Source organism: Niveibacterium umoris (assembly GCF_014197015.1).
Classification (GTDB): Bacteria; Pseudomonadota; Gammaproteobacteria; order Burkholderiales; family Rhodocyclaceae; genus Niveibacterium; species Niveibacterium umoris.
The window spans coordinates 2,266,121-2,284,565 of sequence record NZ_JACIET010000001.1; the positions used below are offsets into that span (position 1 = coordinate 2,266,121).

Here is an 18,445-nt window from a genome sequence, read left to right on the forward strand (position 1 = left end):
AGCGGCGTCTCCATCAGTGCCGAGATCATCGCGGGGAATCCTTGTGGCTAATGCCGAGCCCTTCCTAGCGAAACCGCGGAATGCGAAGTCCTGTCGCGAACGTCGATGGCCCGCCGTAGGGAATCCGAAGGCACGAGAACGCGGAGTCGGTCGGGTACACAACGTCTAGGCCAGGCATCACCAGACGGTTGCGATCGTAGCCCGGAACATCCTTGCCAGCGCGATACTGCAGAAGGCGGAATATTGCCCCGATACGTGAGGGATCCGTCAGGTCACCGGAGGCCACATGACGGACATCGCGCCATAGTTCGTTGAGTTGCGAGGAATTCAGCTGTGGCTGCCCTGCCACCAGCGACTCGAAGTAACCCGGCGGAAGCGCACGCTCGAAATGCCCGACACGAGGATTGTCACGCCCCGGCAAACGCGCCAGAAAAGGCTCCGTCAAAGCCATCACGTCAACGATGTGCACTTCAGGCCCGGCAAAAAATCCAAGCATGCCGACATAGCAACCGACGATCACCTGCGCGCCGTGCTGCGCCAACTCACGCCCCGAACTGGCGAGCGGGTGCTCAAGCACTCCCCCATTGCTGGCAATCACCCAAATGCCAGTCGCGTAACTATAGGCTGCCCGTTCATCCGCGATGCCCGAAGTCGGCAGAATCACCGGGGCCGCAACGGCGTTTATCCTTATGACAATTGATGCGCACGCGGCCACAGCGATTACAAGGCCCGGTAGTCGGAGGCGAAGGGGACTCGTCCCAGTGGCAAGCAGTACGAGCGCCCATACAAACGTTCCCGTCAGGAAGCGACCGGACATGAAATCGCCCCCCGCTACAACGATGTAGCCGAGGTGGAGCAAGAGCCCCACTGCCGCCGCCCGATGCAACACCGTCCCCTTCCAGAACGCCAGGGACGCGCCCACCGCAACGGTTGTCAGCGTTACCGGGTCATGCGAGAACGAGTCGTAGAGGTAGCGCAAACCCGACCATGCCAGTTCACCCGCTCCAAGCCCGGCACCGAGCTTTGCGAACGCGGTGTTCGGAACGAGTGCGCCGTAATACCAGAGCGAGAAGAGCTCCCACAGCACGAGAGGTGAGACACCCGCGAGGAACTGGCGCAGGAATACGCCACGTTCACGACTGGCGACGAAATGCCACAGCACGAGCGGCAGTACAAGGACTGGGGCATCTGGTCGGGTAAGGTAGAGCAAGGCAATGCTTAACCCTGCGAACAGCCCCGTCTTGCTCTTGGGCTCCAGCAAACGCGCTGCCAGACCAATCAGCACTATCGCCGTCAGCGGGTTCTCAAGCCCCGAGGTCGAGAAATCAAACACGGCGCGTGAAGCAAGCAAGGCCATGGCGACGATGGCAAGCGACAGTTCGCCTCGCCGCTGCGCCATGCGCAGAAGTGCAAAGGCTCCCAGCACCGACAAGCTCACGCCCAGCACGATGGCCGCGACGAACACGCTCTTCACGACAGCGGTAACCAGTATCAGAGCAAAGAGCCACAGCGGATGCGTGAATGCCTGCACACGCTCGCCGGGGTTCCAGGTCAGGCCGCGGCCGGACAGAAAATTATCTACGACCCGAAAGCTGATGTAGGCATCGTCGGACACCCAGGCCGACGCGACGATCAGCACCACAAGGATCGCCAACGCAAGCGGAACCACAAGCGCGCGAATTCCGGGCTGCGAAGCCCGCGCAAAACCGGTCACCGGCTCATCCCTTTGAACTGCTCGGGGAAGCGCGAAGCAAACGCCCTGCAGACCGTGTCGGGCCGCCCCGTCGACGCCGAGCAGAGTCGGACCACGGCCTGGACGCGGAATCGGTCGACGTCGGCCCGCTTTTCCACGAAGTAGAACTGTTCTGCCTGTTGATAGGCCCGATCACCGTCGTCAAGCCGATCGAGGCCATAAAGGGCCACCGACGCCAGGAGATAGCCCGGCGCATAGTCAGGCGCGTAGCGACGGACCCAGTCCAGATCGCTCAACGCCTGCGCATAGCGCCCCAGCTCAAGATGCGCTTCGGCCCGCGCCCCGTAGCCCTGCGTCACCCACCAAGCATATTGATCGCGCAGACCAAGCGGCATGGCTTGCGCTGAGCCCCCCCCGCTCCGCTGATCGGCTCCGCCCACAGGTAGGGGTTGAGATGCCATGACGTCGTCGAGAAGAGCGATTCCCCGTTCGAACTCGCCGGAGCGCACCGCGACGACGCCCGTAAGCAACCTGATCGAAAGATTCCGGGTTTCACCTACCCGGGCAATCACTTGCCGTGCCGTCTCAAGATCCCCAGCCATCACCGCCGCATTGAGCAAGTTCAGTTGGACGAAAGGGCGGTCGGCATGCGTCTTGTAGACCCAAGACCAGAGACTGTAGTCCGACTGCCACTTTGGCACGGTCGCCCACGCGGTAAGTAGCGCGGCGCCCCCCCAAATACCCGCAGCCATGTAGGCCGCGGTGCGCGCAATCGTCGTCGCAGGCGCAGCAAACAGGGGTCGTGCGAGGGTCGCCACCCACAGCGCCACGATGGTCATCGGCAGAGCAAGGAAGCGCTCGTGTCCGATGTTGCCGAAGATGGTCAGCGGAATGATGTTGGCGACTGGCAGCATCGCAGCCACCCACGCGACCAGGAACCACGCCCAGCGCGAGCGGCGACGCACCAGCCAGATCGCCAACGCAAGCAGCGCACCAAGCGCAGCCAACCCTTCCGCTACCGGCACAACCGGACGACCGGCCGCAGCCTCCAGCGGATGCAGCGGGCTGATCTGCAAAAAGGGGAAGACGATCAGCTTGACGTAAAAGAGCAGCGTCGCGCCCACAAAGCCGGCACGCGAGCCCAGCGAAGTCAGCGCACTCGTCAACTCGCTATCCACATGCATCACGCCCTCGATGAATCTCACGCGCAGAGCGAGGTAAAGAACACCAGCAAGCAAGAGCGACAACCACAGCAAGAGGCGCCGCTGGTCTTTCAGAACGGCCCACCAAGCTCTCAGCGAAAAGGGGTGGCGTTCCTGAAGTCCAATCAGCGCGAAGAGGATCAGTGGCGCCAGCGCAGCCATCTCCTTGCAGAAGCAAGCGCAAAGGTAGAGCAATCCGGCACTGAGATTGCGGCGCCAGCCGGAGAGGTTCAACCCGGCCCAGCACATCATCAGGGTGAAGCTGACAACCATCAGGTCGAAGCGCCCGGACACCCATGCGACCGGTTCGATCATCGCCGGATGCAGCCCGTAGACGAGCGCGGCCAGCGCCGCACATTTGTATCGCTGCTCGTCGCGCACCACGCTCGCGACCACCCAGGCCAACATGAAGGTATTGAACAGGTGCAGTGCAAGACTCACCGCATGGGAAATCCAGGGCTGTGCGCCAAAGGCCCTGAACTCGAGAATGAAGCTTGCAAGAACCAGCGGCCGAAAATAGCTCGTGCCCGGCAGCGCAGGCCTGAGTACCGCGGCGAAGAAGTCGCCTGCCTGCCGCACGAACGGGTTATCCGCATACGCGGGCCGGTCATCCCAGACATAGTCGCAAGAGAGGACACCCCAGTAGGCCATCGCGACCAGCACCAGCGGCAGCGCAAACAGAAGGGACTTCGGCAGGCGCGACAAAGCGCTTTTGAGCATGTGCAGTTCCAGCATCAAGCGGCGCCTACGCGGCGCCTGGGATCTCGAGAACATTGCACGACGTGTTGGCGTCGCACAGCCGCACCCACCAGAAGCTGCCATGCAACACATGGCACGCCTTCGTGAGAAGCGCGCAGATACCATTGTTTGACATTGATCGCGAGCGCGGCACCGAGGCGGTCAAGATCGAGCCTGCGCCGTTGGAGGAGGACCGAAGCGGCCCTGCCTGTGCGCCTCGCAGACGCGCGGATGGCCTGCTGCATCTTTGCTGCAGATCGTATCGACCGCTTTTTGGCGCACGTCCAAGATGTACGGAAGCATCGCTGGCAAGTAGGTGTCCCGTGCGAGTTTGAACTGCGCATCGCCTTGGTCGACGTCGTCAAGTCCGTACCAGGCGACGGCACGAAGCACGTATGCCGGCGGGTATTCGCGCGCATAGAACTGAACGATGTCCGCGTCGTGGATAGCTGCGGCATAGTTGCCTAGCTCCAGATTTGCCTCCGCTCGCCCACCATAGGCCAGCACCACCAGCCAGGTGTAAGCGTAGCCCTGTTGCGCCGAAAGGTAAGCATCCTTGAGCGGAATACCGCGCTGCTCCACTTCGGTATGCGGGAGCTGCGTGCCCGCGAGCTTGCCTTCGGCCAGCACCCGATCAATCGCGGCAAGGCCGATGGCCGCCTGGTGCTGCCGCACCTTGACCACCGCACCGAGCAATTGCAGGGTCACAACTTCTGTCTGTCCGATCCGTTCCACCACCTCGCTCGCTCGTGCAGTGTCACCCTGGCTCAAGGCCGCAGCGATCAAGCTTGTCTGGACGAAGACGACATCCGGGTGCTTGGCGTACGCCCACGACCAGAGCGTCAGGTCAGTGCGCCAAAGCGGCACGGTTACGCGAACATTGACGACGGCCACCACGCTCCACAGCAGCATCGCGAAGGCTAGAAGGTGGGGAGCCCGCGGAGAGGGCAGGCGAGCCAGCACAACACCCGCGAGGTGCGCCGCGAGCAGCGCAACGAAAACCAGCGGCAAAGTCAGGAAGCGCTCATGGCCAAGGTTGCCGCCAATCGTCAAGGGCACGATGTTCAAAACCGGCATCAGGGCCACGACAACCGCCCCGACGTACCACACGACAGGCTGTCGCCAGACAATCATCGCAACACCGTACGCAAGTGCGAGCACGACAACGATCACGCCGGTTACCAGGTACGGACCATGCGCCATTTGCTCGGCGAAGAACGGGTGCATCGGATTCAGATCGGTGAATGGCATCACGATCATACGGACGTAAAGCAGCAAGGTATGTCCAACCAGGCTGATGCGCGCAAGCTGCGACGGAAGCTCTGCCAGCAATTCTTCGTTGGCGTGCATCACATGCGGAAAGAACGCCAAACGCATGCCGAGATACGCGCAGCCGGTCAGTGCCAGTGCGACCCACAGGCCGATCCGTCGGTCGCCGAATATCAGGTCGCGAATCTCGCCTGATCGCCCGTCACTCTTCGCGCGAATACCCAGCAATAGCAGCAGCAAGAGCGGAACCGTAACCGCCATTTCTTTCGAGAAGCAGGCAAGCAAGAAGAAACACGCGGTCGCGAGGTTTCGACGCCATCCCGACAGAAACAACCCAGACCCGAGCGCCAGCAGCGCGCAGGATGTCACCAGCAGATCGAATCGCCCGGCCACCCAGGTTACCGGTTCGACCAGCGCCGGATGCAACCCGTAGATCAAGCCGGCAATCGCAGCGGCCGCGCGGGGGGCCAGACGTCGCGCCAGGCCGTGCGCGATCGCCATCACCAGGGCAGTGTTCAACAGATGAAGCCCGAGATTCACTGTGTGCGAAACCCACGGATGCGCGCCGAACAGCCGGAATTCAGCCATGAAACTTGCCAACACGAGCGGCCGGAAGTAGGTCGTTCCGGGCAAGATCGGGCGGACGATCGCGGCAAAAAAGTGCTCGACCTGGCGAATCGCCGGGTTGTTGACGATCAGGAAACGGTCATCCCACACATAGTCGTTCGCCACCACTCCCGCGAAACTCATCGCCACAACGCCGAGCGGGAACATCAGAAGCAGGAGCGGTAGGAACCGCACGACGTCAAGCCGGAGTGCACGCATCGAGAAAGCCTTGACCAGCGTTATCAGGTTGGGAGAACGTACCGATGGTAAACCGCGCTTCCCGATTCGGGGCGGCACGGAGTTCGCAATTCAACACCTGCGAGCGATCGGGCGGCAGTGAGCGCTGAGGCGACGCGCAAGACCCGTGTGGGTCTGCGGCCGCGTTACCCGCGTGCCCACAACCCGTGTGAGCCCGAATCACCAGCCATCCAACGGCAGATACGCCGCTGGTTGCGCATCCTGGCGGCGAACGACCACCACCCAATCCGCATACTTACCCGCATCCATCGGCAAATAGCCGAGTTCGCGCTCGTTGGCGCCAGATTGTCGGAGCATGTCGTCGATCATCTTCTGGCGCAGCGGGTATTTCTCGCGCAGTTTGGCGATCGGTTTGAGTTCGGCGACAACCTTGCTGCGTTGCAGGTCGTAACGCTCCCATCTTTCAGGGCGAAAAGCAGGGTGGTCGCCCCGTAGCGACATCTGGATACTCTGCGGAAAGTCGCGATCTGTGGAAGCCGCCAAGCGCACCGCAATCAGCGTCGGGCCATCACGACGGATGGTCCGAAACTCCTTTGGCGCACGCGCAAGCTGCTCGAAATCGACGTCCAGATGGCGGACGACACGAAAACGGTTGCCTTCGAAGGCCAGGAATACCGGCCGCGCCTGGTACATCGTGAAGACACCGTAGGCCAGCGCAGCAAGCTGGATTACGACAACAAGACCGATGTCCATGATCAGCAGATGGCGCTTCTTGGTCCTGTCAAACAGCACGGCGGTCAGAACCGGCCCGCAAACAACATCAACCGCTACCACCAGCAAGAACAACTCCTTACCACCGAGAATCCGGTTGTAAGGAAAGGGATACCACACCTGGAAGACCAGGGCCGCACAGATCAGTGCGATCACGACACTCGCAAGAAGATGCGTCAAGCCCGCCTTGATCGCGATACGGACACGTTGCCGATCTCTCACTCATTTCCTCCGCACAAAAGACAAAGAGCGCCGAAGCGCTCTTTGTTTTCAAGCAAGAAAGCTTACTTGCATTCAGCCGGTGCAAAGCGTGCCGGCAGCGTGCCAGCGGTGGCACCGGTGAAGCCAGAGGCGGAAGCGCCGCTGGCCATGCAGCGCCATGCCACGGACTGGGCCGGCGGCGTGAAGGTTGCGGTACCCGTCGGCAGCGCGGTACCCACCGGGGCGTTCGGGGTGATGGTCAGGGTGCCATTACCAGCAGCCGAAGTGGTGGTCACGGTGATCACGCCGGTCGCAGCAGCGATGGAGATGCTCGACACGTTGCGGGAAGCCGACGGAACGGTGTAGCCCATCGAGTAACCGAGAGCGTCGCCGGTCGGGTTGCCGTTGGCCAGCACGTCTTGCACGTTAACCTTGGCGGCCGAAGCGCCAACCAGGCCTTCCGAAACGCGGGCACGGACGGTGTAGTCCTGGTAAGCCGGCAGCGCGACTGCGGCCAGAATGCCGATGATCGCAACAACGATCATCAGTTCGATCAGCGTGAAGCCGAGTTGAATCTTTTTCATTTGGAATCTCCTGTTGCAGTTTGGTCGGGCGGGGTTCCGCTCGCTTGGTATATGGCACAAGTCGTGCCCGTCCTTAACAATAAATCTAAGCCGCTGTTTTTGCAGAGTTTTTCTACAGACAAGCTGACACGCCAGGTTCGCAAACGGCCAAAACATGACCAAAAACGTCACTCGATCTAGCGCATTGCGTCAGCCAATGAACACCAGACGGCAATCGCTGGCGCTTCGCAGACGCGAAACAGGGCGCGCAGGAAAGTACGCCAGCGTCCGTTTGAACGCAATACAGAGCGTTGGTCACTCTTTCGCACGCATTCTCCAAACAAAAAGAGCGCCGAAGCGCTCTCTTTCTTCAAACCAGAGTGCTTACTTGCACTCGGCTGGCGCAAAACGCGACGGGAGCGTACCAGCGGTGGCGCCAGCGAAACCAGACGCGGAGGCGCCGCTCGCCATGCAACGCCATGCGACCGCTTGAGCTGGCGGCGTGAAGGTCGCAGTACCGGTTGGCAGCGCAGTACCCACAGGGGCGTTCGGGGTGATCGTCAGCGTGCCATTCCCGGCTGCCGATGTGGTGGTAATCGTGATCACACCGGTAGCGGCCGTGATCGCGACACTGGAAAGATTGCGCGATGCAGACGGGACTGTATAACCCAACGCGTAGCCGGTTGCAGCACCAGACGGGTTACCGGATGACAGAACATCCTGAACATTTACCTTTGCTGCCGAAGCCGCCACCAACCCTTCGCTGACGCGAGCGCGCACTGTGTAATCCTGATACGCCGGCAGCGCAACAGCAGCAAGTATTCCGATAATCGCAACTACGATCATCAGTTCAATCAAGGTGAAACCGCTCTGAATCTGCTTCATGGGTGACAACTCCAGCGAGGTGAAGAAAGTGGTTAGCGCGACACGCCTACTGTATGCAAGGTTTGCGCCAAAATCACCATATTCACCACAAATGCGTCACACAACATCAAATTCGACATTTCGCCGGGTGTCGCCCTGCAACCCGTCCATCGAGGCCCAGCCAAAACCGACCAATTTCGTCACATCACAGCGCGAAATCGTCAGGGCGATCAACGGATACACACTTTCCGCACCTGCTTCATGTCGGTGATGCCCTGCAGCACCTTCTCGATGCCGTCTTGCCGCAGCGTGCGCATGCCGTCTTGCATGGCGCAGTTGAGGAGTTCGGAGACCGGCGCGCGGCTCTGTACCAGGCGCTTGATCTCATCGGTGCCGACCATCATTTCATGCAGACCGACGCGCCCCTTGTAGCCTTCGGTGCATTCCTGACAGCCCTTGGCGCGGTGCAAGACGAGCCGCCCTTCGTGACCGAAGCGATTCTTCCAGTCCGCGAGCAGTGCGGCCTCTGCGGCGACCGGATCGGCAAGGAATTCGGGCGTCATGCGCAGGTCTTCGCAGTACTCGTGGATCAGCGCCGTAATCTCGTCGTCGTCGGGGAAATAAGCTTCCTTGCAGTGCTTGCAGAGGCGCTTGGCGAGACGCTGGGCGAGCACGCCGAGCAGCGCATCGGCGAAATTGAAGGGATCCATGCCCATGTCGAGCAGGCGCACGACGGATTCCGGCGCGCTGTTGGTGTGCAAGGTGGACAGCACCAGGTGGCCGGTGAGCGAGGCCTCGATGCCGATGGTCACGGTTTCCTTGTCGCGCATTTCGCCAACCATGATCACGTCGGGGTCGGCACGCAGGAAGGCGCGCATGATCGCGACAAAGTCGAGCCCGGCCTTGCGGTTGATCTGCACCTGTCGCAACCCGCGCTGGGTGATTTCGACCGGGTCTTCGGCCGTCCAGATCTTGGTGTCCTGCGTGTTCAGTTCCTTGAGGATCGAGTGCAGCGTTGTCGTCTTGCCCGAGCCGGTGGGGCCGCAACAGAAGAAGATGCCGTAGGGCTTGTTGATCGTGTTGTGCAGGCGTTCGAGGTTGCGCGGCGACATGCCCAGATCGGACAGCGGCAGCGGTTCGCCGTTGGCAAGCAGGCGCATCACCACGTCTTCCATACCACCCGCGGTCGGGATGGTGGCGACGCGCAACTCGATGTCGAGCGGCCCGTACTTGCGGAAGCGGATCTTGCCGTCCTGTGGCTTGCGGCGCTCCGAGATATCAAGATCGCACATGATCTTGATGCGAGTCACAAGCGGGTTGCGGAAGCTGGCGGGCACCTCGATGTACGGCACCAGTGATCCGTCCTTGCGGAAACGGATCAACGTCTTTTCCTTGCCGGGGCGCGGTTCGATGTGGATGTCGGACGCGCCCTGCCGGTGCGCCTCGATGATGACCTTGTTGACCAGCTTGACGAGTTCGTTGTCCGCCGCAGCGGAAATATCCTCCTGCGAAGGGCCGTCGCGCTCGTCGTCGCTAAGCCCCGAAAGCAGGTCACTCACCGACGATTCGTCGTAGGACTGTTCGAAGAGCTGCTGCGCGGTCTTTTCGAATTCGCGCCGCGTAGTGACGCGGAACGAAAGCTTGGCGCCGGGGAAGACGTTGTCCGCCACACGCGCGCCGCGCACCTGCTCGGGGTCGACGGTCAGGATGATCACGCCCTCCTGCGTTTCCTCGAGGGGCAACCAGCCGCTCTGCAGCACGTAATCCTTCTTGATGTTGCGCAGCAGGTGCATCGACTTGACCCGCTCCTGACGAAAGGGCTCATACGGCACGCCATAGAAGCGCGACATCGAATCGCCGACCGCCGCGGGGGCGACGCGCACGTCGTCGAGCAGCAAGTTCTCCACGCTCGCGTTGCGCTCACGCGCCTGCTTCGCCAGCTCATCCAGTTGCTCAAGCGAGACGATGCCAATACGCGCCAGATAATCGTACTTGTTGCGCAAGGGCTTGTCTTCGGACAGGCGCTGCGCAAATGCCACCCCGAGCGTCTGCGCGAGGCCCTGAAGACCCTCTTCGTCGATAGCGGTAAAGCGCGATCCGTCCCGCGCGTTGATCAACTGCACGACACCGAGCAGTTCGCTCTCGGCCGCGCCAAGAATCGGCGCCACCAGCATCTGTTTGCTGTGATAGCCACTGCGCTCATCGACTTCGCGGCGGAATTCGAGCGTTGGCGAAATGTTCTCCAGCTCCACTGCATCGTAGACGTCGGAAATGTTCAGCAGCGTCTTGTGCAGCGCCACGTAGCCGGCAATGCTGCGATCGGAAATCGGCAGCCTGATCGCTTTGATCGAGTGCAGCCCGGTCTTGATCTTGGAAACGATCGCCGCGCCGGTTTCGTCCACCGTATAGAGCGTGATGCGCTCGGCGCCGAACAAGCTGCAGATATCGGCCGAGAGTTCGAAGATGATCTCGTCGATGTTGTTGGTCGCATGAATGCGCGCGGTCAGCGCCTGCAGACCCTTGAAAAACGCGAGCCGACGGCTCAGGTCACCCGCATTGGTGCGGCCCGGAATGACACTCATCGATCGCCCCCCAGATTGGCGAAGATTCCCGTGCAGATGATAAACCCCCGCATGCGCGCGCGGGCGACGATCAGAGGCGGAAAACCTTGTCGTTCTTGAGGATCTGGGGCCTGAGACGTCCCGCGTAGGTCGCGATCTCTTCGGTGATCTCGGCCGCCTGAGCCGGCTTCAAATGCGTGATGAACACATCGGGCGAAACAATCAGCCGATCGAGCAACGAGAACAGCATCTGCGGGCAAAGGTGCCGCGCTGCGAGCGCCAGATCATGCTGCATGTTCGGGAAGGCGGTTTCGACGATCAGCACCCGCAGTTCGTCAATCGCGTTGATCGCTGCGATTTGCGGTTCGCAGAGCGTGGTGTCGCCAGAGAAGACCAGGCTCGCGCCGCGTTCCGAGCGGATCTGGTATCCGACTGCGGGTACCGCATGCAGCGCCGGCAACGCAGTAATTCGCCGACCACCGATATCAATCGATTCGCCGACACGCAGCTCATTGAAGCGCATCAGCGGATGCGCCCGATCGGGAATGGCGGAAAAGTCCGGCCAGATCAGCCAGTTGAAGATGTGCGATCGGATGATGCGCAGCGTTTCCGGCGCCGCGTGCACCGTCAGCGGGCGATCGCGGTAATCACCGACGGTGTCGATGATGAATGGCAGATAGGCGATGTGGTCAAGATGCGCATGCGTCAGGAAGACATGGTCGATCGCCACCAGCGCCGGCACGTCGAGCACCCCTGCGCCAGTGCCGCAATCGATCAGGATGTCATCGTCGATCGCTAGCGAAGTCGTGCGGACGTCCAGACCGCCGATGCCGCCACTGCAACCGAGTACGCGTACCTCCACGGCCCGCCCCGCCCGCGCGCTCAACCGGCGCGCAGGTAGAACTCCATCTTGACGCCCGCCAGCTCGATCACATCGTGATCGGTCAGCGGATGCGCCTGCGCACTGATTTCGCGCCCGTTGATGACCGGGAAGGCGGTGCCTTCCACATGAGTGATGAAGTAGCCGTGCGCACGACGCGTGATGACTGCGACCTGCAGGCCCGGCTTGCCCAGCGTCGTCAGCGACTTGCTCAGTTCGAGTTCACGCCCGGCGTTGCGACCGGAAAGGATCTGCACCACGCCGATCTGCGCGGCCTGGTCACTATCGGGCTGCGACCAGTTCGTGCCGGTCAGGCCGCCCGATGCGGTGACGCCCTGGGTGGCGGTCTGCCCCTCGGCGAAACCCGTCACCATCGTCTCGGCCGCGGCCCGCATGGTGGTGTTCTGCGTCTTGGTGAAGTCCTGCGGCACTTCGAATGCTTTTTCGAAGGTATTGGCGGCGGCCGGCGGCGGCGTGTCTTTCAAGAACTTGAGCCGGTACTTGCCGAGTTCGACGATGTCGCCGTCCTTCAAGGCATGCTTCTTGATCGGCTGCCCGTTCACATACGTGCCGTTGGTGCTGTTCAGATCCTCGAGGAAAGCGTCCTGAAGGATCGTCGCAATCGACGCGTGCTCACCGCTGATCGCCAGATTGTCGATCTGGATGTCGTTGTGAGGCTTGCGGCCAATCGTGATGCGCTGCTTGTCCAGCGCGATTTCCTTCAGCACGAGGCCATCCATGCTCAGGACGATTTTCGGCATGCAGAACTCCGGGTAGAGGGTGCGCGATCGTGTTCGCCCGCAGCACCGAGACTGGAATCATGCCGCGCCCCGCTCTGCGGGGCAACGGGTTCCGGCCAAATCAGTAAGGCAAGGGTGTGCCGAGCTTGGCATCCCGCGCCCGAGAAAGCACCTCGACCCCCAGTGCCAGGTCCTGGATCGCCAAGCCCTGGGACTCGAACAAGGTCACCATGCGCGCATCGGTTCGCGCCGGTCGGAAGCCGGCGATGATATCGCCCAACTCGACGAGACGCCCTTCTGCAAGACGACCTTTTTCCAGCAGCGGCAACAAGTCGCCGGCTTCGCGCAGCGCCGTCGCACGCGTATCCACGGCAATCAGATCGGCGCGGGCGACTGCCGCCTCGTCCAGTTCCCGGCGAATCAGCGCGTTCGACCCCGCCGCATTCACATGGCAGCCAGCAGGCAACCAGTTGCCATCAAAGAGCGGCTTCGGCGAGGAGGTAATCGTGACGACGATATCGGCCGCACGCACGGCGTCTTCCACCGCGTCAGCAGCCTTCACCTCCCTGCCTGTCAGCCCCGCCATTTCCGCGCAGAAGGCCTCGAGTCTGGCGCGATCGCGCGCGACCACCGAAAACCTTTCGATGGGCAAGGACAAGGCCAGCGCCTCGACCTGCCCGCGTGCCTGCCAGCCCGCCCCGAACACCACCGCACGCTTCGATTCGGACCGCGCGAGCCAACGCGCCGCCACACCACCAGCAGCGCCCGTGCGCATCATGCCCAACCGGTCGGCCTCGATCACCGCGAGCGCATCGCCCGAGTCGGCATCGAACAGGTGCAACCAGAAACGGGTGCCGTTGCGCGACGAGGTGTAGGTCTTGTAGCCGGTGACCCGGCGCGCATCGAGCAACCCGCCCTGCAACAAGTGGTGAATGATCTTGCCGCTGCGGACCCGCTGGCGCGGATAGTCGACGGCTTCACCGCGCGCCAGCGCCGCGTGTGCCGACTCGACCGCAGTGAGCGCCAGCGGCATGTCTATCACCGCGGCGACCTCGGCCTCGGTCAGGTAGAGCGCAGCCATTTCAGCCTTCCTCAAGAACGCGGTAGCCCCGGGCGCGGCGACGCGTCATCACGACGCCGATCACCACCACCAGCGTCGCACCGGCGGATGCAGCAAAATAGCCCGACCAGGTCGGCAGGCCCGCCAACAAGGGCTTGATCGCGGGGTCAGACGCAATCATCCCCCCCGCCACCCAACCCAGGAGCCCGGCGCCTATCGTCACGACGAGCGGCACGCGCTCCATCAGGTGCATGATGACCTGGCTGGCGAAAATGATGATCGGAATGCTCACGATCAAGCCGAACACCAGCAGCGGAATGCTGCCGTGCGACGCCCCGGCGACAGCCACCACGTTATCGAGACTCATCACGAAGTCAGCCACGATGATCGTCTTGACTGCCCCCCAGACGCTGCCCGAGCCATGGATCTCGTGCTCGCCTTCCTGCTCGGGCACCATCAGTTTGACGCCGATCCACAGCAGCAACAGGCCCCCGATCAGCTTCAACCACGGCCAGCCCATCAGCAAGGCGGCAAACGCGGTCAGCACGATCCGCAAGACCACGGCACCCAGCACGCCCCATGCGATGCCGGCACGCCGGCGATCAGGCGTCAGGTTCCGGCACGCGAGCGCGATCACCACTGCGTTGTCTCCCGACAGCACGAGGTCGATCACGATGATCTGCGCAACGGCAGACCAGAAATGGATGTCCGAAAGGTCAGGCATGAGCGGGCGAGCACCGAAACCGCAAGTCTAGCGGAGCGTCCCGGCGGAGAGACCTCCACAAGCGACGTCCGCGCAAAAACAAAACGCCCGGCACGGGCCGGGCGTCTCGTTTCGCAAGCTTGCGTCGGTCAGAGCAGGCTCTTGAGCAGCTTGCCCATTTCAGACGGGTTGCGGGTCACCTTGAAGCCACACTCTTCCATGATGGCGAGCTTGGCGTCAGCCGTGTCGGCACCGCCGGAGATCAGCGCACCGGCGTGGCCCATGCGCTTGCCGGCCGGCGCCGTGACACCCGCGATGAAGCCAACGATCGGCTTCTTCATGTTGTCCTTGCACCACAGCGCGGCTTCGGCTTCGTCAGGTCCACCGATCTCGCCGATCATGATCACCGCGTCGGTGTCCGGATCGTCGTTGAAGGCCTTCATCACATCGATGTGCTTCAGACCGTTGATCGGGTCGCCACCGATACCGACGGCCGAGGACTGGCCCAGCCCGATTTCGGTCAGTTGTGCCACGGCTTCGTAGGTCAGCGTACCGGAGCGCGACACCACGCCGATGCGGCCCTTGCGGTGGATGTGGCCCGGCATGATGCCGATCTTGATTTCGTCGGGCGTGATCAGCCCCGGGCAGTTCGGCCCCAGCAGCAGGGTCTTCTTGCCGCCGGCCGCTTCCTTGGCCTTCATCTTGTTGCGCACTTCGAGCATGTCGCGAACCGGAATGCCCTCGGTGATGCAGATCGCCAGATCCAGATCGGCCTCGACGGCCTCCCAGATCGCAGCGGCAGCACCCGCCGGCGGCACGTAGATCACCGACACGGTCGCGCCGGTTTCAGCCGCCGCTTCCTTCACCGACCCGAAAATCGGGATGTTGAAGATGGACTCGCCCGCCTTCTTCGGGTTCACACCCGCGACGAAGCAGTTCTTGCCGTTGGCGTATTCCTGGCACTTTTCGGTGTGGAACTGGCCGGTCTTGCCCGTGATGCCCTGGGTGATGACCTTGGTGTCTTTGTTGATCAGAATCGACATTTCAGAGTTCTCCGGGCATTACTTGACGGCAGCGACGATCTTTTCGGCCGCTTCGGCCATGGTGTCCGCCGAGATGATCGGCAGACCCGATTCGGCAAGGATCTTCTTGCCGAGGTCTTCGTTGGTGCCCTTCATGCGGACGACCAGCGGCACCGACAAGTGGGTTTCCTTGGCCGCCGTGACCACGCCGGTGGCGATGGTGTCGCACTTCATGATGCCGCCGAAGATGTTGACCAGGATGCCCTTCACCTTGGGGTTCTTGAGCATGATCTTGAAGGCTTCGGTGACCTTCTCGGTCGTCGCGCCGCCGCCCACGTCGAGGAAGTTCGCCGGTTCGGCGCCGAAGAGCTTGATCGTGTCCATGGTCGCCATCGCCAGACCGGCACCGTTCACCAGGCAGCCGATATTGCCGTCGAGCGAGATGTAAGCGAGGTCAAACTTCGAGGCCTCGATTTCGTCGGCGTCCTCTTCATCCAGGTCGCGATAGGCGACGATTTCCGGGTGGCGGAACAGCGCGTTCGCGTCGAAGTTGAACTTGGCGTCCAGCGCCTTGATGTTGCCGTTGCCTTCGAGGATCAACGGGTTGATTTCCGCCAGCGAAGCGTCGGTTTCCATGTAGCAGGTGTACAGGCGCTTGAGCGTATCGACGGCTTGCGGGATCGAGGCTTCCGGTACGCCGATGCCGCTTGCGAGTTCCTTCGCCTGCGCGTCGGTCAGGCCAGCCGCCGGATCTACGAAGACCTTGATGATCTTCTCCGGCGTGTTGTGCGCGACTTCCTCGATGTCCATGCCGCCTTCGGAGGACGCCATCATGGCAACCTTCTGCGTGGCACGGTCGGTCAGCGCGGCAACGTAGTATTCCTTCTTGATGTCGGCACCTTCCTCGATCAGCAGGCGGCGGACCTTCTGGCCCTCCGGCCCGGTCTGGTGCGTGACCAGTTGCATGCCGAGGATCTCGTTGGCGAGCGTGCGCACTTCGTCGAGCGAACGGGCCAGCTTCACGCCGCCGCCCTTGCCACGGCCACCGGCGTGAATCTGGGCCTTCACCACCCAGATCTTGCCGCCCAGCTCCTCGGCGGCCTTGACGGCCTCATCGACGGAAAAACACGGAATGCCGCGCGGCGTAACGACGCCATATTTGCGCAGGACTTCTTTCGCCTGGTACTCGTGAATCTTCATGGTTGCCCTTCGATCTCTGCCCCCGCCCGGGGTCGCCGGGCTCAGTAGGCTCAAAGTTGGTATCGGGTCGGAACACGGGCAGACGAGACGGACTGCGCCCCCTTTGACGCAGCGGATGCCGACTCTCCCCCTCCCTCGGCAAAAGCCAGACCGGGCGCTTGGCAGCCCCGTTGCCGCAGTGCAACACCCGGATCGGCCGGATTGTAACCGAATCGCCCTTGCGGGTTACTTACGTGTTTCCGGAGTCTTCGAAGCTGCGAGGGCGGTGCCAGCGCGGGTAGTAGCGCTGGGCCGCGGCGCCGGAAGAGTCGAGCGCATGGCAGCGGTCGAGCTGGTAGGGCTTGCGGTCGCCCGAATCGTCTTCGCGGATCAGGGTCGCAAAGGTCTGCAGCGCGACGGTCGGCAGCGTCAAGAGGAGTTCGGTCAGGTGGGTGCAGCCCTTCACTTCTGCAAAACGTTCCTGCATCGCCTTGCGGAATCCCTGGAACAGGTTCAATCCAACGAGCTGCCGGTAGGCCGGAGCAATGACCTCGCAATACCCGGTGTAAGGCGCCCAGGTGGTGTCGGCGACGGCGTCGGTAATGTTGAAGTGGCGGTCGATCGTCAGGCGCACCCGCATCTCGTGCACCGGCGTGCCGGCCGGGCGCACGCCGGAGAGGATCTCGTAGTCGGCGTCCTTCAGGTCGGTCAGCGTCGCGTCAAGGTCGAACAAACCGTCTTCGCGCAGAAAGCCTTCCGCCACGATGCGGCGCGTATGAAGTCGCCGACGCGCGGCGACCGGTTCCGGCAATGCCATGATTCCCCCTGCTCCGGCCCGACGCCCCCGCGCTCGCGGCCGCTTCTGCGCCGACGATGATAGCAATGACTGCGTCGGCAGCGAGGGGCAATCGATCCGGCGCCGACAATCCTCATGAAAAACGGCCGGCGCCTCGCAGCGGCCGGCCGTACCCGGGGGGAGAGGTGGGTTCGTGTGGGCGGGGTCAGCCGTGGACAACGCGCCAGGCGTGGCGCGCGATCATCAGTTCTTCGTTGGTCGGAATCACCCAGGCATTGACAGCGCTCGACGCGGTGCTGATCTTGGCGAAGCCACGGCAGTTGTTCGCATCGCGGTCCAGTTCGATGCCCAGCCATGCCGCCTGTTCGAGGATCTTCGCTCGCACGGTGGGCGAGTTCTCGCCAATACCTGCGGTGAAGACCACCGCATCCAGACCGCCCATCGCACCGGCCAGCGACGCGAGTTCGCGTGCGGCGCGATAGCAGAAGTGGTCGAGCGCGAGCTTCGCATTGCGCTCGTCGGACTCTTCCAGCACGCGGCAATCGCTCGAAATGCCAGACATGCCGAGCAGGCCGGAGCGGTGATAGATCAACTTCTCGATCGCACGGGCATCCATGCCACGCTGGTCCATCAGGTACAGCAGCACACCCGGGTCGACCGACCCGCAGCGGGTGCCCATCGGCAGCCCGTCGACTGCGGTAAAGCCCATCGTCGTCGCGACGCTGCGGCCGTTCTGCACCGCGCACATGCTTGCGCCGTTGCCAAGGTGGAAAACCACCGTGCGGCCCTTGGCGGCGCGCTCATCGTGCTGCGCCATGACAGACGCGATGAACTCGTACGAGAGACCATGGAAACCGTAACGCCTCACGCCGGCAGCCGTCATCTCGTGCGGCAGCGCATACATCTGCGCGATCAGCGGCTGGTCGCGGTGGAAAGCCGTATCGAAGCAGGCCACCTGCGCGGCCTTTGTGCCGCCTTCAAGCAACAGGCGGATCGGCAACAGGTTGTTGGGCTGGTGCAGCGGCGCGAGCGGCACAAAGGCTTCGAGACGCTTGAGCGTGGCCGGGTCGACGCGCACCGGCTCGGCGAACTCGACGCCACCGTGCACCACGCGGTGACCGAACGCCTTGATCTTCAGGCCTTCGGTGTGCGCGTCGAGGAACGCCGTCAGGTGCGCCATCGCCCCCTCGTGACCGAGCTGGAAGCCGTCGGGCCAGGCATGTTCGCCCAGTACCTTGCCGTCGGCCGCCTTGCCGACGAACTTCGGCGAGGTGAACAGCCCTTCGAGCTGGCCACGCAGGCGCAGCTGCAAGTCGCCATCGATGGCGGCGAATACGGAGAATTTGAGGCTCGACGAGCCTGCATTCAGAACAACGATTGCATCGGTCATGGGGGAACC

At 62.5% G+C, this 18,445-nt stretch carries 15 protein-coding genes; all 15 read right to left on the bottom strand.

All coding sequences use genetic code 11. The features are described from left to right. Positions 1-64: 64 nt before the first annotated feature. A complete protein-coding gene (locus GGR36_RS10230) occupies positions 65-1,654 on the bottom strand; it encodes a hypothetical protein (RefSeq protein WP_183634488.1) in 1,590 nt (529 codons plus the stop codon). Between the two features lie 56 nt (positions 1,655-1,710). Beyond that, positions 1,711-3,615, bottom strand: coding sequence for a tetratricopeptide repeat protein (locus tag GGR36_RS10235; protein WP_183634489.1), 1,905 nt, complete (start codon positions 3,613-3,615; stop codon positions 1,711-1,713). A 180-nt stretch (positions 3,616-3,795) separates the two neighbouring features. Then, positions 3,796-5,652 carry a tetratricopeptide repeat protein gene (locus GGR36_RS10240; protein ID WP_221229519.1) on the bottom strand — a complete coding sequence of 619 codons (1,857 nt, stop codon included), beginning with the start codon at positions 5,650-5,652 and terminating at the stop codon, positions 3,796-3,798. A gap of 273 nt (positions 5,653-5,925) precedes the next feature. Then, a complete protein-coding gene (gene tfpZ / locus GGR36_RS10245; RefSeq protein WP_338086656.1) occupies positions 5,926-6,699 on the bottom strand; it encodes a TfpX/TfpZ family type IV pilin accessory protein in 774 nt (257 codons plus the stop codon). Between the two features lie 62 nt (positions 6,700-6,761). Then, on the bottom strand, positions 6,762-7,262 hold the full coding sequence (locus GGR36_RS10250; RefSeq protein ID WP_183634492.1) for a pilin: 501 nt from the start codon (positions 7,260-7,262) through the stop codon (positions 6,762-6,764). A 363-nt stretch (positions 7,263-7,625) separates the two neighbouring features. After that, a complete protein-coding gene (locus tag GGR36_RS10255; RefSeq protein ID WP_183634493.1) occupies positions 7,626-8,126 on the bottom strand; it encodes a pilin in 501 nt (166 codons plus the stop codon). 209 nt (positions 8,127-8,335) lie between these two features. Beyond that, positions 8,336-10,687, bottom strand: a complete 2,352-nt coding sequence (locus GGR36_RS10260) for a GspE/PulE family protein (RefSeq protein WP_183634494.1) — start codon at positions 10,685-10,687, stop codon at positions 8,336-8,338. Positions 10,688-10,757: 70 nt separating this feature from the next. Beyond that, positions 10,758-11,528 (bottom strand): MBL fold metallo-hydrolase, encoded by a 771-nt coding sequence (locus GGR36_RS10265; RefSeq protein ID WP_183634495.1) that lies wholly within the window; start codon positions 11,526-11,528, stop codon positions 10,758-10,760. A gap of 20 nt (positions 11,529-11,548) precedes the next feature. After that, positions 11,549-12,307, bottom strand: coding sequence for an FHA domain-containing protein (locus GGR36_RS10270; RefSeq protein ID WP_183634496.1), 759 nt, complete (start codon positions 12,305-12,307; stop codon positions 11,549-11,551). Between the two features lie 100 nt (positions 12,308-12,407). Then, complete coding sequence (locus GGR36_RS10275) at positions 12,408-13,367, bottom strand: ornithine cyclodeaminase family protein (protein ID WP_183634497.1); 960 nt, start codon at positions 13,365-13,367, stop codon at positions 12,408-12,410. 1 nt (position 13,368) lies between these two features. After that, entirely contained in the window at positions 13,369-14,070 is a 702-nt protein-coding gene (locus GGR36_RS10280; protein WP_183634498.1) for a TerC family protein, read from the bottom strand. Between the two features lie 128 nt (positions 14,071-14,198). Continuing rightward, the gene (gene sucD / locus GGR36_RS10285) at positions 14,199-15,092 is read right to left on the bottom strand and encodes a succinate--CoA ligase subunit alpha (RefSeq protein WP_183634499.1); all 894 of its coding nucleotides are present in this window, start codon (positions 15,090-15,092) and stop codon (positions 14,199-14,201) included. An 18-nt stretch (positions 15,093-15,110) separates the two neighbouring features. Further along, positions 15,111-16,271, bottom strand: coding sequence for an ADP-forming succinate--CoA ligase subunit beta (sucC, locus tag GGR36_RS10290; protein ID WP_183634500.1), 1,161 nt, complete (start codon positions 16,269-16,271; stop codon positions 15,111-15,113). A gap of 229 nt (positions 16,272-16,500) precedes the next feature. Further along, entirely contained in the window at positions 16,501-17,067 is a 567-nt protein-coding gene (locus GGR36_RS10295; RefSeq protein ID WP_183634501.1) for a DUF2889 domain-containing protein, read from the bottom strand. A gap of 184 nt (positions 17,068-17,251) precedes the next feature. Then, positions 17,252-18,436 carry an acetate/propionate family kinase gene (locus GGR36_RS10300; protein WP_183634502.1) on the bottom strand — a complete coding sequence of 395 codons (1,185 nt, stop codon included), beginning with the start codon at positions 18,434-18,436 and terminating at the stop codon, positions 17,252-17,254. Positions 18,437-18,445 lie beyond the last annotated feature (9 nt).

Coding starts and splice junctions, on each gene's coding strand:
- GGR36_RS10255 (WP_183634493.1), bottom strand. CDS start 8,126: ATGAAGCAGATTCAGAGCGGTTTCACCTTGATTGAACTGATGATCGTA.
- GGR36_RS10300 (WP_183634502.1), bottom strand. CDS start 18,436: ATGACCGATGCAATCGTTGTTCTGAATGCAGGCTCGTCGAGCCTCAAA.
- GGR36_RS10235 (WP_183634489.1), bottom strand. CDS start 3,615: ATGCTCAAAAGCGCTTTGTCGCGCCTGCCGAAGTCCCTTCTGTTTGCG.
- sucC (WP_183634500.1), bottom strand. CDS start 16,271: ATGAAGATTCACGAGTACCAGGCGAAAGAAGTCCTGCGCAAATATGGC.
- GGR36_RS10280 (WP_183634498.1), bottom strand. CDS start 14,070: ATGCCTGACCTTTCGGACATCCATTTCTGGTCTGCCGTTGCGCAGATC.
- GGR36_RS10260 (WP_183634494.1), bottom strand. CDS start 10,687: ATGAGTGTCATTCCGGGCCGCACCAATGCGGGTGACCTGAGCCGTCGG.
- GGR36_RS10240 (WP_221229519.1), bottom strand. CDS start 5,652: ATGAGTTTCGCGGGAGTGGTGGCGAACGACTATGTGTGGGATGACCGT.
- GGR36_RS10295 (WP_183634501.1), bottom strand. CDS start 17,067: ATGGCATTGCCGGAACCGGTCGCCGCGCGTCGGCGACTTCATACGCGC.
- GGR36_RS10270 (WP_183634496.1), bottom strand. CDS start 12,307: ATGCCGAAAATCGTCCTGAGCATGGATGGCCTCGTGCTGAAGGAAATC.
- sucD (WP_183634499.1), bottom strand. CDS start 15,092: ATGTCGATTCTGATCAACAAAGACACCAAGGTCATCACCCAGGGCATC.
- GGR36_RS10250 (WP_183634492.1), bottom strand. CDS start 7,262: ATGAAAAAGATTCAACTCGGCTTCACGCTGATCGAACTGATGATCGTT.
- GGR36_RS10275 (WP_183634497.1), bottom strand. CDS start 13,367: ATGGCTGCGCTCTACCTGACCGAGGCCGAGGTCGCCGCGGTGATAGAC.